This window comes from Pseudomonas guariconensis, assembly GCF_040822035.1.
Lineage (GTDB): Bacteria > Pseudomonadota > Gammaproteobacteria > Pseudomonadales > Pseudomonadaceae > Aquipseudomonas > Aquipseudomonas guariconensis.
Genome location: NZ_CP162012.1, coordinates 1,336,138 through 1,351,475, shown reverse-complemented (window position 1 = coordinate 1,351,475; position 15,338 = coordinate 1,336,138). Strand labels below are relative to the sequence as shown.

Genomic DNA, 15,338 nt, shown 5'->3' with positions numbered 1-15,338 from the left:
CCGCAAAGGGACGCCTGGGCGCGCGATCTTTGCATCGCTGCAATGTAAAATTTTACGAACACAATAATCGACATAGCGACGGTAACATTCCAAAAAACGACCACTCATCTGGATAAACCGTCGATAAACCTTCATCAAAGTTACATCTTGTCACGTTTCACTTGACACCATCCCGCCCTTCGATTTTTATTTTCACCACCCGCCCAGCGCCCCACAAACGAAGAAGAACAGCGCCGCCATCATGACTTCAGTCCGCCCGCCACCTTCGACGTTTTAGGCCCTGCCAGCCCGACACAGGCGTCTCTCGCGCCCATATCCGCTCCGACAAAAAAGGTGAACAACATGGAGCCCACCCGCTCGCTCTTGCCGTGCCTGTCACACACCGTGCCCGCCTCCCAGCCCCAGGAGCGTTGCCAGCATGCAGCCTGACCACAGCACTCACGGCACCGCCCAACTGAGAAAGTCCCTGCGTCTCTGGCACGTGGTCATCATCGGCCTGGCCTACCTCACGCCGATGACCGTGTTCGACACCTTCGGCATCGTCTCCGGCCTCACCGCCGGACATGTCCCAAGCGCCTACATCCTGGCGCTGGCCGGCATTCTGTTCACCGCGCTGAGCTACGGCACGCTGGTGCGCCGCTTCCCGCAATCCGGCTCGGCCTACACCTACACCCAACGCGCCATCAACAAGCACGTGGGCTTCCTGGTGGGCTGGGCCTCGCTGCTGGATTACCTGTTGCTGCCGATGATTAACGCCTTGCTAGCCAAGCTGTACCTCTCGGCGATGTTCCCGGAAGTCCCTGAATGGGTATGGGTCGTGGGGTTCGTCACCCTGATCAGCCTGATCAACATGCGCAGCATCAACTTGGTGGCAAGCTTTAACACCCTGTTCGTCGGCGTGCAGATCGTGATCATGACGGTGTTCGCGTACCTCTGCGTGCGCGGTCTGAGCCAAGGTGAAGGGCTGGGTACCGCCTGGACCCTGCAACCGTTCGCCGACGACCAGACCCACCTCAACGCCTTGGTCGCGGGCGCGACCATCCTGTGCTTCTCGTTCCTGGGGTTCGACGCGGTCTCCACCCTGTCGGAGGAAACCCGCAATCCCGAGAAGGTCATCCCACGCGCGATCTTCCTCGTGGCCCTGATCGGCGGCTTGATGTTCATCCTCATGTCGTTCTTCATCCAGGCGTTCTTCCCGACCATGGAGCGGTTCCACGACCAGGAAGCGGCCCTGCCGGAAATCGCCCTGTACGTCGGCGGCATGCTGTTCCAGTCGATCTTCATCGTCTGCACCGTGATCAACACCATCGCCTCGGGCCTGGCATCGCAAACCAGCGTCTCGCGCCTGCTGTATGTGATGGGCCGCGACAAAGTCATCCCCCAGGGCCTGTTCGCACGCCTGCACCCACGCTACAAGACTCCGGTGCTGAACATCGCCGTGGTCGGTCTGATTTCCCTGTCGGCGATCTTCTTCGACTTGGTGACGGCCACCTCGATCATCAACTTCGGCGCGCTGGTAGCCTTCAGCTTCGTCAACCTCTCGGTGATCATCCACTGCTACCTGCGCGAGGGCCTCAACAAGGGGCTGGCGAACAAGCTGAAATACCTGGTGTTGCCAACCATCGGTTTCTGCATCATTGCCATGCTCTGGCTGAACCTGAACGTGGATTCACTGCTGTTCGGCGGCGTCTGGGCCGCGTGCGGCGTGCTATATCTAGCCTGGTTGACCAAGGCGTTCAGGGTCGCGCCGCCGACCTACCTCGCCGAATGAGACTGCCTGTCGACGACGCCCGCGCTTGATCGCGGGCGTTGTCCTTGATGAGAAGGAAAGCTCCCATGTTCCTGCGCCGCCTCTCCATCCAATGGAAGATCACGCTCCTTGCCGGCTTGTGCCTGTTGACCATCGTCGTGCTGCTGGTAGCCACCTCGCTGTTCCAGGCCAAGCGCAGCGCGGTTCAGGTCTTCCAGGCCAACACCGAACTGCTCGACCAAAGCGCGCGCCTGCGCCTGCAGGCCCACGCCGAAAGCCAAGCCTTGCGCGTGCAACGCTATTTCATGGATGCCTACCAGTACGGCAACGGCTTCGCCCGCCTGGTGCAGGCGCTTCGGCAACGCGGCGGCGAGGACCTGCGTGCCGAGCTCGTCAAGCAAGCCCGTCAGGCGCTGGCCGGCAACCCGGATCTGATCGGCCTGTACCTGGTGTTCCAGCCCAACGCCCTGGATCGACAGGACGCCCGCTTCGTCGGCCAGGATGCCAGCGGTAGCAACGATATCGGCCGCTACTCGTTCTACTGGTCCCAGCCGAGCCCTGGCACCCTCGAATCCGAGGTCATGCCTGAGTCCATGCTGGCCGACACCAGCACCGCAGCCAACGGATCCCCCTACAACCGCTGGCTGACCTGCCCTCTGGAGACCGCTAAAGCCTGCGTGTTGGACCCTTACTTCGACGAGGTCAGCGGTCGCCAGGTCCTGATGACCAGCATTGCCTTGCCCTTGTTGGAAAACGGCAAGGTAATCGGCGTGGTCGGCCTAGACATCGGCCTGGACAACCTGCAGCAATTGAGCCTGGCCGGGCGCCAGGAGCTGTTCGACGGTAAAGGTCAAGTCAGCATCGTCAGCCCCGCCGGCCTGTTGGCCGGGCACAGTCAGGACAGCGCCCAGCTGAGCAAGACACTGGAACAGGCCTTTGGGGATCAAGCCGGCGAACTCGCCGGACCGATACGTGCCGGCCAGGCCGTGGAGCGCCTCGATCACGGCTTGATGCGCATCTCGCGCCCCTTCGCGCCGATCCCGCAGGCCGAAGCCTGGCAGGTACTGCTGGAACTGCCGGAGGCTGTTCTGCAAGCACCCGCGGTCGCTCTCAACCAGCGCCTGGACGCACACAACCAGACCGCCAACCTTACCAGCCTGCTGGTTGGCCTGGCCGCCGCCGTGCTGGGCCTGTTACTGGTGTGGCTGACAGCCCGTGGCGTGACCCGGCCGATCCTTGCCGTGGCCGAGCGCCTACGTGACATCGCCAGCGGCGAAGGCGACCTGACCCGTCGCCTGGATTACACCCGCGAGGATGAACTGGGCCAACTGAGCGGTTGGTTCAACCGTTTCCTGGACAAGCTCCAGCCGGTGATCGCCCAGGTCAAAGGCTCGCTGCAGGACGCCCGCGGCACCGCCGATCAGTCCGCAGCCATCGCCAGCCAGACCAGCGGCGGTATGCAGCAGCAGCAACGGGAAATCGAACAGGTGGCCACCGCCGCCAATGAAATGAGCGCCACCGCACAGGACGTCGCGCGCAATGCCTCCCAGGCGGCCCAGGCCGCGCGCGGCGCCGACCAAGCCACCCATGAAGGCCTGGAACTGGTGGCGGTCACCCGCCAGGCCATCGACCAGTTGGTGAGCGACATGGACAACGCCATGAATCAGGCACGCGCACTGGCCGGGCGTAGCGAGCAGATCGGCTCGGTGCTTGAGGTGATTCGCTCGATTGCCGAACAGACCAACCTGCTGGCGCTCAATGCCGCCATCGAAGCCGCGCGCGCTGGCGAAGCCGGGCGCGGCTTCGCGGTAGTCGCCGACGAAGTGCGCAGCCTGGCCCAACGTACACAGGTGTCGGTGCAGGAGATCCGCCAGGTCATCGAGGGGCTGCAACAAGGCACCCACGATGTGGTCGGCGCGATGCACGAGGGCCAGCGTCAGGCCCAGGACAGCGCCACACGCATGGAGCAGGCGCTGCCCGCCCTGCAAAGGATCGGCGAGGCAGTGGCGGTGATCAGCGACATGAACCTACAGATCGCCTCGGCCGCCGAAGAGCAGAGCGCCGTGGCTGAGGAGGTCAATCGCAACGTAGCCGGCATCCGCGATGTCACCGAGTCGCTGTCCGGACAGGCCGACGAATCGGCCCGCATCAGCCAGGCATTGAATCGCCTGGCCAATCAACAACAGGCCTTGATGGAACAGTTCAAGGTCTGAAGCCCCACGACGGGGACGACACTTAAAAGGATGGCTGCCCTTGGTGCAGCCTTGATGGAGCCCCACGATGGGAAAACCGTTTTTCGACCTGACCAGCGAACAAGGCGTGCTACGCCTGTCCATCGCGGTCACCCTGTTCATCGCCTTGATCGGCATCGCCTTCGGCCTGGCGTCAGGCTCGTTCTCGATTGTCTTCGATGGTGTCTACTCACTGGTCGATGCCAGCATGAGCGGACTGTCGCTGGTGGTGGTCAAGCTGATCACCTCCCACGCCCGGGCCGAGCGCATGTCACGCAAGCTGCGCGAGCGCTTCACCATGGGCTTCTGGCACCTCGAACCCATGGTTCTGGCGCTCAACGGCATCCTGCTGACTGGCGTTGCGCTCTATGCCTTGATCAACGCCGCCAGCAGCCTGCTCGAGGGCGGGCGGGACCTGGAGTTCGGCGTGGCACTGGTGTACGCCGTGGTGACTGTTTGCGCGTGCCTGGCAATCGCCATCGCCGAGGCCCGTGCCAACCGCAAGATCGGCTCGGACTTCGTGCGCATGGACGTCAAAGGTTGGGTAATGTCAGCCAGCATCACGGCGGCGCTGCTGGTGGCCTTTTGTGTCGGCTACCTGGTACAGGGCACCCAATGGGCCTGGATCTCCCCCTACATCGACCCGGCGGTGCTGGCGCTGGTCTGCCTGGTCATCATCCCGCTGCCGATGTCGGTAGTCCGCCAGGCGCTCTCGGAAATGTTCCTGGTGACCCCTGGCGACCTGAAGCAACACGTGGACGATGTCGCCCAAGCCTTCGTCGCCCAACACGGCCTGCAGTCGTATCGGGCCTACGTGGCCAAGGTCGGCCGCTCGCGGGAAATCGAACTCTACTTCATCGTACCGGCCACCATGGCTGCCAGGACCATCGCCGAGTGGGATGCCCTGCGCGACGAGATCGGCAACGCCATCGGCGGCGAAGGTCCGGACCGTTGGCTCACGGTGGTGTTCACAGGCGATCCGGAATGGGCTGAATAGCATCAGCCCTTTGCCACCATGGCAAGCAAGCCCTTCAGAGAGATGGAAACGCCTTGACGAGGCCTTCCTGCAGGCTTTCCAGGCCTGGGCGGGCGTAGCCCTCGGTGCTGCGCTCGATGGACCAGGCCTTGTCCAGGTGAATCTGCTCCGGTGTGACCGGCACCGGGTCGGCGATCCCGAAACTGGAGTAGTAGTCCTGGAATTTGAACTCCCACTGCGGGTAGCGCTTCATGCACAACCACTGGTTCGGGACACCATAGGAGTCCGCGACGATCAGGCCGTGCAGGCTCGTCGACAAGACGAACTCGCACGACGCGATCTCCTCGAGCACCTGCTTGACCGGTGAGAACACATCGATCACTCGCGACCCCGGGATCAACGACAGCAGGCTGGCGATTTCAGGCGAATTGCGATGATTGATATGCGGGATGATGCCTACCCGAATGGTCTTCAACGCCGGCTTCTTGACCAATGAAGAAGCCAACAAGCCCGGGTCACCCAGGACCGGCTGGCCATTCAGGCCCTTTATCTGCTCCAGGCACTTGCGACCACGGACCGCGTGATAGTGGTGGTGGCCGGAAAACACATCGCCCGGCGTGCTGGAGCCGGTACCCCAGACATGCAACTTACGACGAAACCCCCACGTCTTGGCCTTCTTTTCACGGGCCAGGATACTGCCGATGGCGATCATTTCCGCCTCTTTGACCGGGCTGTGCACCACCTTGCGCCCAGAGACGAACTCCACGGTCAAAGCGGACAAATAATCACCAAAGTTCTGTTTGCCAGCATCGTCGCGCCCACTGCCACGACTCCAGAAAAGTTTGATCGGTTTCATGCCCGGGTAAATCCTCTCGCTCGCGGTACTTCGCTCGCGCCAACAGGACAGCGAAAACAGCGTGTTTATTTGGCGGGCAATATATAGGAATTGACTTATTGATTGGAGCGCCTTCGAGCTGTTAATACCCTGCGCGCAATACAATTGCGCAATATCCCTTCTTATCTCATGGATATACGTTGACGTTATTTTCACGCCCACTCCGCTAGCGTCGCAGCCTTTCCGGCAGCCGGCCCCTTGGCTGCCATCGAGTTTCAACGAGGCACACGTGGCAAGCACTACATCCCCAACGATTCGCAAAGGCATGGACTGGGCCGGGCTGGGCTGGCTCCTGCTGTTCTTCTGGTATTTCTCCGGCATCACCCAGGCACTGCTCATGTTCAGCGGCACGACCGGCTTCTCCGGGTTTCGCGATGCGCTGTTTCTGAGCACCCTGTGGCTTGCCCCGGTCCTGCTGCTGCCCCGCCACACTCGCCTCATCAGCGCGCTGATCGGTCTGGTGCTATGGGCGGCTTCGCTGGTGGGCCTGAGCTACTTCGGTATTTACCGCCAGGAATTTTCCCAAAGCGTCATCTTCGTGATGTTCGAGTCCAATACCGCCGAGGCCGGTGAATACTTCAGCCAGTATTTCAGCCTCTGGCTGTGCCTGGGCCTGGTGCTGTACACCCTGGTCGCGGTAGCCCTGTTCAAACGTGTCCGGCCAGTCACTCTCCCGCTGCGCAGCCGGATCCCATTGGTCATCCTGCTGTTGGCGGCCAATCTGGTGTTCCCCTTCTACAAGCAATTGGTGACTCAGCAACGTACGTTCGCCGAAGCAGTGGAAAAGGTTCAGCAGCGCATGGAGCCGGCGGTGCCATGGCAACTGGTGGTCGGCTACCAGCAGTACCGTCAGCAACTGGACAACATGCAGAAGCTGCTGGAGCAGAACGCAGCCCTGCCGCCGCTCAAAGACCTCAAGGACAGCAGCGGCGACGCGCCGCGCACCCTGGTGCTGGTACTGGGCGAGTCCACCACCCGTGAACACATGCATCTGTACGGCTATGGCCGGGATACCACGCCGGAACTCGACGCTCTGGCCGCCAACGACAAGAACCTCAGCGTATTCCGCAACGTGGTGTCGCCACGCCCTTACACCATCGAGGTGATGCAGCAGATCCTGACCTTCGGCGACCAGAAGAACCCGGACCGCTTCCTCACCGACCCGTCGCTGATCAACCTGATGAAACAGGCCGGTTACAAGACCTTCTGGATCACCAACCAGCAGACGATGACCAAGCGCAACACCATGCTGACTACGTTCTCCCAGCAAACGGATGTGCCGGTCTACCTGAACAATCAGCGCAACCAGAACGCCAGCCAGTACGACGAAGTGGTGCTCGCCCCCTTCGAGAAAGCGCTGCAGGACCCAGCCGAGAAGAAGTTCATCATCGTCCACCTGCTCGGCACGCATATGGACTACCGCTATCGCTATCCGGATGCCTACGACCACTTCAAGGATAACCAGGGCGTGCCGGGGGTCCTGACGCCTGACCAGGTGCAGACCTACAACTTCTATGACAACGCGGTGCGCTACAACGACTATGTGGTCTCGAACTTGATCAAACAGTATTCGGCCACCACCCCCAACGGTTTCTTGCTGTACCTTTCCGACCATGGCGAGGACGTCTACAGCTCCGGCAACCACGACCGCCTGGGGCGCAACGAAGGCGCACCGACCCGGCCGATGTACACCATTCCGTTCCTGCTCTGGACTTCGCCAAGCTGGCAGGCTGCACACCCGCGCGACCTGCAGGCCATGACCGACCGGGCTTACAGCAGCTCCCATCTGATCCACACGCTGTCCGACCTGGCAGGTCTGAGCTACGACCGTTACGAGCCCGCCAAGAGCCTGGTAAGCCCACAATTTGTCGTGGCACCCCGCTGGATCGGCGACCCCTACAGCAAGAACGGGCTGCGTGAGTTCGATGCTTTGCCTACGGACAAGACCGACAAGGAACAGCAGACCGTTACCAGCGCCAAGGTGCAACCGGACAAGACCTGAATCACGCCCTCCCCCAAACAAAAAGCCGGTGCCTGGACGATCCAGGCACCGGCTTTTTTTTCTGAGGCCGTCTGTAGGTAAGCGCCATCGAGTTTATGAGTTTTTTTCCGCCAATTTGCAAAGCATGACTACCAAGTCATACAAAATGACGAGAAAAACTGTCTTTTTGACGACCATACAACCCTCTAAATAGAGAGGTACAACGAAATTTGTCGCGTTTGTCGCGCAAACGTTGGCCTACATTATGACAGGTCAAAAAACACACAATCATTCCAAAACAGAATGATGTCTTGCCTAAAGGTCGTTTGTTCCAATGTCATTTGCAGACCGATACTGATCTCGATCAATAAAACCCGCGATTGCACAGGAGACACCGCACGGTTGACGACCGGCTCAACGCGCATTGGGCCTTGCTGCTCGGCCAGCCTCGATCGCAGGCGCCACCAGAAAACAAAAACAAATCCAAAAAATGAACGCAGGTCAAAAGGTTGCCCATGACCCATTCCAATAAAAACGCGAGTTCGGCTACCACCAGCAACACCTCCGGTCACCTGAAGAGAACCCTGAACAGCCGCCACCTGAACATGATTGCCATTGGCGGCTCCATCGGCACCGGGCTCTTCGTTTCCTCTGGCGCCACCATTGCGCAATCCGGCCCCGGCGGCGCACTGCTCTCCTTCGCGATCATCGGCTTGATGGTCTACTTCCTGATGACCAGCCTGGGCGAGCTTGCCGCCTGCATGCCGGTCAGCGGCTCGTTCGCGACCTATGCCTCGCGCTACGTCGACGAAAGCTTCGGTTTTGCCTTGGGCTGGAACTACTGGTACTCCTGGGCCGTGACCATTGCGGTCGACTTGGTGGCCGTGCAGATCATCATGTCCTACTGGTTCCCCGACACGCCCGGGGTGATCTGGAGCGCCCTGTTCCTGGGCCTGCTCTTTGCCTTGAACGTCGCCTCCGTGCGCTTTTTCGGCGAGACGGAATTCTGGTTCGCCCTGATCAAAGTCATCACCATCATCGCGTTCATCTTCATCGGTGTGCTGATGCTGCTGGGCATCCTCGATGGTGGCCAGGACGGCGGCGCGCACCTGTGGCAGATCGGCGATGGCCCGATCGCCGGCGGCCTGCCTGCACTGATCGGCGTGGCCATGATCGTCGGCTTCTCGTTCCAGGGGACCGAGTTCGTCGGCATCGCAGCCGGGGAAACCGAAAACCCTGGGCGCAATATTCCCAAGGCCGTCCGCCAGATCTTCTGGCGCATCCTGCTGTTCTATGTCTGCACCATTATCGTGATCGGCCTGCTGATCCCCTACACGGACCCACGCCTACTTAAGGATGGGCTGTCCGACATCACCATCAGCCCGTTCACCTTGATCTTCGAGAAAGCCGACATGCTGGCTGCTGCCGCCCTCATGAACGCGGTCATCCTCACCTCCGTGCTGTCGGCCGGCAACTCAGGGATGTACGCCTCGTCGCGCATGCTCTACAGCCTGGCTGTCGAGCGCAAGGCTCCGGCACTGTTCGCCAAGCTCACCCGCTCGGGTACGCCGGTCTGGGCGTTGCTCGCCACCACAGTGGTGGCGGGACTGTGCCTGCTGAGCTTCCTGTTCAGCCCCGGCAAGCTCTACCTGTGGCTGTTGAATACCTCCGGGATGCTGGGGTTCATCGCCTGGCTGGGCATCGCCATCAGCCACTATCGCTTCCGCCGCGGCTACAAGCTGCAGGGCAACAGCCTCGACAAGCTCCCGTACGTTTCGAAGTTCTTCCCGTTCGGGCCGTTCTTTGCCTTCGCCCTGTGCATGGTCGTCATGCTGGGTCAGAACTACCAGGCCTTTATCGGAGATCGCATCGACTGGGTAGGTGCGGCTGCGACTTACATCGGCTTGGTGCTGTTCGCGGTGATGTGGTACGGCCACAAGTTGATCACCCGATCGCGCATCGTCCGCTACCGGGAAATGGATTTCAGCGTGATCGAAACCAGACGCAGACAAGACGAACGAAAAGCCCAGAGCAACTTGGATGGCGTTGCGCTAGGCCAACAGGTCTCGGCCTGAACCACCAAGGCGCCGAGCACCTGCCCGGCGCCTTGTTGCCTTGAGCGAATGCCCACTACCGCGTAGGACCACCGATGAGCACCGATTTCAGCAAATCCTTCTACGAAGCCTCCGTCGCACGCGCTTCGTACCCCGTCCACTCGGGCCGCACCGATACCCGGGTGTGCATCCTCGGCGGCGGCCTGGCCGGCCTTTCCACCGCCCTGGGGCTTGCCGAACGCGGCGTCACTGACGTGGTGGTGCTGGAGTCGCAGCAGGTAGGGCATGGCGCCTCAGGGCGCAACGGGGGGTTTGTATTCGGCGGCTACAGTCTGGGCAACGCGGACCTGCTGTCCACCCTGGGCGCCACCGAAGCACGCAGGCTGTACCAGCTGACAGTCAACGCCGTCGACCTGATCCGCACGCGCGCCCGCCAATACGCCATCGATTGCGACCTGGTCGATAAAGGCGTGATCCTCGCCAACTGGTTCAACGATCCGGCCCGCCTGGAAAAACCGCGCCAATTGATGAAGCAGGCCTACGGTGTTGAGTGGGAATGCATTTCTGCCGGCGAACTCAAGGAAATGCTCAACACCGACCGCTACTACGGTGGGCTGCTGGAGCGCAACGCATTCCACTTTCACCCTCTGAAGTATGTGTGCGGGGTGGCACGCACCATCACCGACCTCGGCGCGCGCCTGTTCGAGCACTCCCCCGTGCTCGGCATTGAAAAGCGCTCAGGCAAATATGTGGTGCGGACCCAAGGCGGTGAAGTGCATGCAGAAGAAGTGGTGTTCTCAGGTGGTGGCTACGCACGAGGCGTCTATCGCCCCGTCGAACGCGCGGTACTGCCGATTGCCACCTACGTGGTTGCCACCCAACCCCTGGGAGCGCGACTGAAGGACGCCATTGCCTGCGAATCGGCTGTCTATGACACCCGCTTTGCATTCGATTACTACCGCCCCCTGCAAGACACCCGCATCCTGTGGGGCGGGCGCATCTCCATCCTCGATCGCGGGCCCGAGGCCATCGCCAAGCTGCTCAAGGCGGACCTGGTCACGGTCTACCCTCAGCTCGAGGATGTAGAGATCGACTATTCCTGGGGCGGCCTGATGAGCTACGGGCGCCACCAGATGGCCCAGATCGGCCAGGATGACAATGGCATCTGGCACGCGGTCGGCTTCGGTGGCCACGGCATGGCGCCAACCACGGTTGCCGGCGAAGTACTCGCCGATGCCATTGCGCGCAGGCTTCCTATGCCAGAGGGCTTCGGGCAGTTCGGCCTGACCCGCACCTTCGGCCTCGCTGGCCTCGTGGCCGCCCAGGCGACCTATACCACCTACCAGGCCATCGATGCCTTCGATGCCCGACGCCTGAACAAATGAAACCGAGCGCGTTTCGCCAGCTGACTAACGCGTTTTTCTGAGCAGGGTTGCCTTGAACCTGCGCAGATTGTTCATCACCGGACGCAAGAGCCGACTTCTATCCAGGAAGGACAGCTCATGCAGATCGGTGCGCGAAGGACGTTGATAGCCAAGGTTCCGGGTGAAATAGAACGCCCGTAGATCCTTGTTCGTGTGGATCAACGTGTTGAGGGCTGCGTCGTAATGCATAGGCCCGCCGTCGGGGTGACCCGGCGGCCGTTGCAGGATCTGGAACAAAAAATCCCTCAACCGTTCGATGCATCGGCCGTTCACTGCATAAAAGTGGGACAGGTGGATGGGACGATCGACCACCTGCCAGCCCGGCACATTGGCTTCCTCCTCGAACGGATGCCCGAAGTAGACGATGTCCCACTCCATCCCCTGCAGGGACTCGATCGCTTGTTTGCCGTACTGGGCGATGCGTCTGGAAAACTGGATATCGTCCTCCAGAATGAGGATGTTGTTCACTTTTGATCGGATGGCGTCTTCCAATATCCCGAGATGGCTCAGAAAGCACCCCCTCGCCCCAGCACTTGGGAAGCCCTCCCCCTCGCTGGGTGTAACCGCGTCGAAAAAGCCTATTTTTTCAAAATCGATACTGAAACCGTGACGGGCGAACTCTTGCATGGTTTCCATGCGGCGATCATTTCGAGAAGGGATGTTGATGATTCGGGCGCGATCAAAGTAGTCGATCACATTCATCCAGAGGCCCTCGGCGCAGGGGTCAGAGCGATTGGATCTGAGTATAGGAGACTTCGATCGAACCACCACGGGGCGGCGAGACAACCTGAGGCAGGCTGTCATTAGGTTTAATTTCTGGAAGGCTATATAACAAAATGCTTGGCGCAAAATAGCTAATCATCAACACTCATTTTGATAGTCCTCTGAAAAGCCAGCCAAGTGATCGGTAACTTCAACAACCTCTTCATGCTACGCGTGCGCGAAACCGCCACCGCCGAGCTGTGAATCGCCCCTGCTTTCCTAGACACTCTCCAAGCTCAGAAAATAGCGTTTCTCATACTCTACTGGCGACAGCTGCATAGCACTGCTGTGTCGACGTTTTGGGTTATAGAACATCTCGATGTAATCGAAAATATCACTTCGGGCTTCGTCACGCGTTGCGTAGATCTTTCGTCGGATTCGCTCCCGCTTCAAAAGCTGGAAAAAGCTCTCGGCTACGGCGTTATCATGGCAGTTTCCTCGCCGACTCATGCTGCTAATCACGTTGTTTGCCTTCAAGAAGCTTTGCCAATCTGAGCTACTGAATTGACTGCCCTGATCTGAATGAATCATCACTTGCTGCTGTGGCTTGCGGCGCCACACGGCCATCAACATCGCGTCGATCGCCAGGTCGCTGCCCATCCTGGGCTTCATTGACCAGCCAATCACTTGGCGAGAAAACAGATCCAGCACTACTGCCAGGTATAGCCATCCTTCATAGGTGCGGATGTAAGTGATGTCTGTCACCCAGACCTTGTTCGGCTCACTGACCTTGAACTGCCGCGCAAGGTGGTTAGGCGAGGCGACGGTTGGCTTTCCGCCATAAAACCCTGGGCGCCGTCGATAACCCGTTTGTGAACGCAGCCCCTCTGCCTGCATCAAACGTCCGACTCGATTTCGCCCACAGATCTCTCCCAGCTCTCGCAGGTCATCGTGAATCTTGCGATAGCCATACACTCCTCCGCTTTCTAACCAGGCATGCTTGATCAAGCCAAGCAGGCGTTGATCTTCCTTTGCTCGGGCAGATTGAGGCTCGGCCAACCAAGCGTAGTAGCCGCTGGGGTGCACCTTGAGGGTTTGGCAAAGGCGCCGCACCGGGTAATCCGTCGAGTGCTTCTTGATGAAGGCGTACTTCAGCCGCACTCCTTGGCAAAGTACGCGGCGGCCTTCTTTAAGATGTCTCGCTCTTCCGTCACGCGCTTGAGTTCAGCACGCAGCTTGCGCAGTTCGGCTTGCTGGTCATCGTCTTGCTGACGCTGATCTTGGGGTTTGCTGTAGAGCTTGATCCAAGCGTAGAGACTGTGAACGGACATGCCCAGACGCTGGGCAACATCGGCGACAGGCTTGCCTTTCTCGGTCACTTGTTTGACCGCTTCGATCTTGAATTCTTCAGGGTAACGCTGACGACTCATGGCACCTCCTATTTGGGCCTCATTATGAGGCTTGGAGGTGTCTACGAAACCAGAGGCGATTCAGTTTCGCTTGGAATTTCTCAGATAGATCGTCATGCATCAAAGAGGAGAACAGTCAGGAATCTGACTGACTGACAAGAACGAAAAAGCCCGCAAACCTAGATGGTCGCGGGCTATTCCATACTGAAATCACATCGAAGCGAGCCTAAGGGTCGCTCCAGGGGCAGCAAGACTAGACTGGCTGCGAGTAGCCTTCCCCCTAGTACCTGCATTACCGCTGTGAATATGGTGGGTCGTGTAGGATTCGAACCTACGACCAATTGGTTAAAAGCCAACTGCTCTACCAACTGAGCTAACGACCCGTTGGATGGCGCGTATAATACTGATTTCTAACGGGAAATCAACACCTCATCGGCAATTTTTTCAAAAAAAATAGCGGGTAGGATCCGCCACACCGGCTGCCGCGAAGCCATCGGCCCGCAAACGGCAACTGTCGCACTTGCCGCAGGCGCGCCCCTCGTCGTCCGCTTGGTAGCACGAGACGGTCAAGCTGTAATCCACGCCACGGGCAATACCAGCCTGGACGATCTGGGCCTTGCTCAGATTCTGCAAAGGCGCCTGGATACGGAAGCCCTGCCCTTCCACACCGGCCTTGGTGGCAAAGTTGGCCATGCGTTCGAAGGCCTCCACGAACTCTGGACGGCAGTCGGGATACCCCGAGTAATCCACGGCGTTGACACCAATGAAGATGTCACGGGCGCCCAGCACCTCGGCCCATCCCAGTGCCAGGGACAGGAATACGGTATTACGCGCAGGCACATACGTGACCGGGATACCTTCGCCAGGTGTCTCTGGCACATCGATACTGGTGTCGGTCAAGGCTGAGCCACCAATGCCGTTGAGGTTCAGACCGATTACCTTGTGCTCGACCACGCCCAGGTCTCGGGCAACACGCGCTGCAGCGTTGAGCTCGGCACGGTGACGCTGACCGTAGTCGAAACTCATGGTGTAGCAGCTATAGCCTTCAGCCTTGGCCATGGCGACCACGGTGGCCGAGTCCAGACCACCGGAAAGTAGAATTACCGCGCGTTTATCAGTCATATTGATACTCCTCGTTTCAGCGTCCCGGTTCGTCGTTCCACAGCAGTTTGTGCAACTGCAACTGGAAGCGTACGGGCAGGTTGTCGGCGACGATCCAGTCCGCCAGGTCGGTGGCACTCACCTGGTGGTGGCTGGGTGAAAACAGTACTTCACCCGCACGCTGCGCCAGGTTGTACTGAATCAGCTTGGAGACCGCCCAGTCATAGTCCTCGCGCGAGCAAATGACGAACTTGACCTGATCGTTACGGGTCAGGTGCTCGATATTCTCGTAGAGGTTGCGGTGCGACTCCTCCGAGCCCGGGGTCTTCAAATCGACCACGCGGCTGACCCGTCGATCGACCTGGGCGATGTCCAGGGCACCACTGGTTTCCAAAGAGACTTCGTAGCCGGCGTCGCAGAGGCGCTGGAGCAAGGGCAACGCATTGGGCTGGGCCAAGGGCTCGCCACCGGTCACGCAGACATAGCGCGGCCGGAATCCCGCCACTTGCTCGAGAATGTCGTCGAGGGTACGTACGGTGCCGCCGCTGAACGCGTAGGCACTGTCGCAATACTGACAGCGCAGGGGGCAGCCTGTAAGGCGCACGAATACGGTGGGCAGCCCAGCCGTCCGTGTTTCACCCTGCAAGGAGTAAAAGACTTCGGTGATGCGTAATGTGTCTTGCATGATCGCCACGGGCGTGACAGCTAAACAGGCTGTCCGCCTCCGTCAGGCACTGTCGCGGACTCGACATAGCGTTATCCGCACCAGCGTGTTTACGAAAAAAGGGCCAAGATTCTAACGAAGAACCGGGCAA

At 59.8% G+C, this 15,338-nt stretch carries 11 protein-coding genes and 1 tRNA gene; 6 read left to right on the top strand and 6 right to left on the bottom strand.

Annotation, left to right across the window (positions count from 1 at the left end):
• Nucleotides 1-418 precede the first annotated feature (418 nt).
• The 3 genes from AB1N67_RS06135 to AB1N67_RS06125 all read left to right on the top strand — a co-directional run bounded on the left by AB1N67_RS06135 (nt 419) and on the right by AB1N67_RS06125 (nt 4,978).
• Nucleotides 419-1,771 carry an APC family permease gene (locus tag AB1N67_RS06135; RefSeq protein ID WP_043213121.1) on the top strand — a complete coding sequence of 451 codons (1,353 nt, stop codon included), beginning with the start codon at nt 419-421 and terminating at the stop codon, nt 1,769-1,771.
• Between the two features lie 65 nt (nt 1,772-1,836).
• The gene (locus tag AB1N67_RS06130) at nt 1,837-3,963 is read left to right on the top strand and encodes a methyl-accepting chemotaxis protein (protein WP_367863600.1); all 2,127 of its coding nucleotides are present in this window, start codon (nt 1,837-1,839) and stop codon (nt 3,961-3,963) included.
• Between the two features lie 67 nt (nt 3,964-4,030).
• A complete protein-coding gene (locus AB1N67_RS06125) occupies nt 4,031-4,978 on the top strand; it encodes a cation diffusion facilitator family transporter (RefSeq protein ID WP_070574370.1) in 948 nt (315 codons plus the stop codon).
• Between the two features lie 34 nt (nt 4,979-5,012).
• On the opposite strand, the gene AB1N67_RS06120 is transcribed toward AB1N67_RS06125, so the two are convergent.
• Complete coding sequence (locus AB1N67_RS06120; RefSeq protein WP_324724765.1) at nt 5,013-5,813, bottom strand: polysaccharide pyruvyl transferase family protein; 801 nt, start codon at nt 5,811-5,813, stop codon at nt 5,013-5,015.
• Nucleotides 5,814-6,081: 268 nt separating this feature from the next.
• Here AB1N67_RS06120 and AB1N67_RS06115 point away from each other — a divergent pair, with 268 nt between their 5' ends.
• From AB1N67_RS06115 to AB1N67_RS06105, 3 genes are all read left to right on the top strand, one after another.
• Nucleotides 6,082-7,854: a phosphoethanolamine transferase CptA gene (locus AB1N67_RS06115; RefSeq protein ID WP_197853448.1), complete on the top strand. Its 1,773-nt coding sequence runs from the start codon at nt 6,082-6,084 to the stop codon at nt 7,852-7,854.
• A gap of 494 nt (nt 7,855-8,348) precedes the next feature.
• Entirely contained in the window at nt 8,349-9,908 is a 1,560-nt protein-coding gene (locus AB1N67_RS06110) for an amino acid permease (RefSeq protein ID WP_102082139.1), read from the top strand.
• Between the two features lie 74 nt (nt 9,909-9,982).
• On the top strand, nt 9,983-11,272 hold the full coding sequence (locus AB1N67_RS06105) for an NAD(P)/FAD-dependent oxidoreductase (RefSeq protein ID WP_367863599.1): 1,290 nt from the start codon (nt 9,983-9,985) through the stop codon (nt 11,270-11,272).
• Between the two features lie 24 nt (nt 11,273-11,296).
• Here AB1N67_RS06105 and AB1N67_RS06100 read toward each other — a convergent pair whose 3' ends face one another.
• The 5 genes from AB1N67_RS06100 to queE all read right to left on the bottom strand — a co-directional run bounded on the left by AB1N67_RS06100 (nt 11,297) and on the right by queE (nt 15,208).
• Nucleotides 11,297-12,013, bottom strand: coding sequence for a glycosyltransferase family 25 protein (locus AB1N67_RS06100; protein WP_102082141.1), 717 nt, complete (start codon nt 12,011-12,013; stop codon nt 11,297-11,299).
• A gap of 279 nt (nt 12,014-12,292) precedes the next feature.
• Nucleotides 12,293-13,443, bottom strand: a protein-coding gene (locus tag AB1N67_RS06095) for an IS3 family transposase (RefSeq protein WP_088136181.1) whose coding sequence is annotated in 2 segments (ribosomal slippage) — nt 12,293-13,200 and nt 13,200-13,443 — 1,152 coding nt in all. Because the reading frame shifts where the segments join, the coding sequence is not laid out codon by codon here.
• 286 nt (nt 13,444-13,729) lie between these two features.
• Nucleotides 13,730-13,805 (bottom strand) — tRNA-Lys (locus tag AB1N67_RS06090).
• Nucleotides 13,806-13,866: 61 nt separating this feature from the next.
• Nucleotides 13,867-14,544: a 7-cyano-7-deazaguanine synthase QueC gene (queC, locus tag AB1N67_RS06085; protein WP_367863598.1), complete on the bottom strand. Its 678-nt coding sequence runs from the start codon at nt 14,542-14,544 to the stop codon at nt 13,867-13,869.
• Between the two features lie 16 nt (nt 14,545-14,560).
• Entirely contained in the window at nt 14,561-15,208 is a 648-nt protein-coding gene (gene queE / locus AB1N67_RS06080; protein WP_043209562.1) for a 7-carboxy-7-deazaguanine synthase QueE, read from the bottom strand.
• Nucleotides 15,209-15,338 lie beyond the last annotated feature (130 nt).

Coding starts and splice junctions, on each gene's coding strand:
- AB1N67_RS06135 (WP_043213121.1), top strand. CDS start 419: ATGCAGCCTGACCACAGCACTCACGGCACCGCCCAACTGAGAAAGTCC.
- AB1N67_RS06130 (WP_367863600.1), top strand. CDS start 1,837: ATGTTCCTGCGCCGCCTCTCCATCCAATGGAAGATCACGCTCCTTGCC.
- AB1N67_RS06125 (WP_070574370.1), top strand. CDS start 4,031: ATGGGAAAACCGTTTTTCGACCTGACCAGCGAACAAGGCGTGCTACGC.
- AB1N67_RS06120 (WP_324724765.1), bottom strand. CDS start 5,813: ATGAAACCGATCAAACTTTTCTGGAGTCGTGGCAGTGGGCGCGACGAT.
- AB1N67_RS06110 (WP_102082139.1), top strand. CDS start 8,349: ATGACCCATTCCAATAAAAACGCGAGTTCGGCTACCACCAGCAACACC.
- AB1N67_RS06105 (WP_367863599.1), top strand. CDS start 9,983: ATGAGCACCGATTTCAGCAAATCCTTCTACGAAGCCTCCGTCGCACGC.
- AB1N67_RS06100 (WP_102082141.1), bottom strand. CDS start 12,013: ATGAATGTGATCGACTACTTTGATCGCGCCCGAATCATCAACATCCCT.
- queC (WP_367863598.1), bottom strand. CDS start 14,544: ATGACTGATAAACGCGCGGTAATTCTACTTTCCGGTGGTCTGGACTCG.
- queE (WP_043209562.1), bottom strand. CDS start 15,208: ATGCAAGACACATTACGCATCACCGAAGTCTTTTACTCCTTGCAGGGT.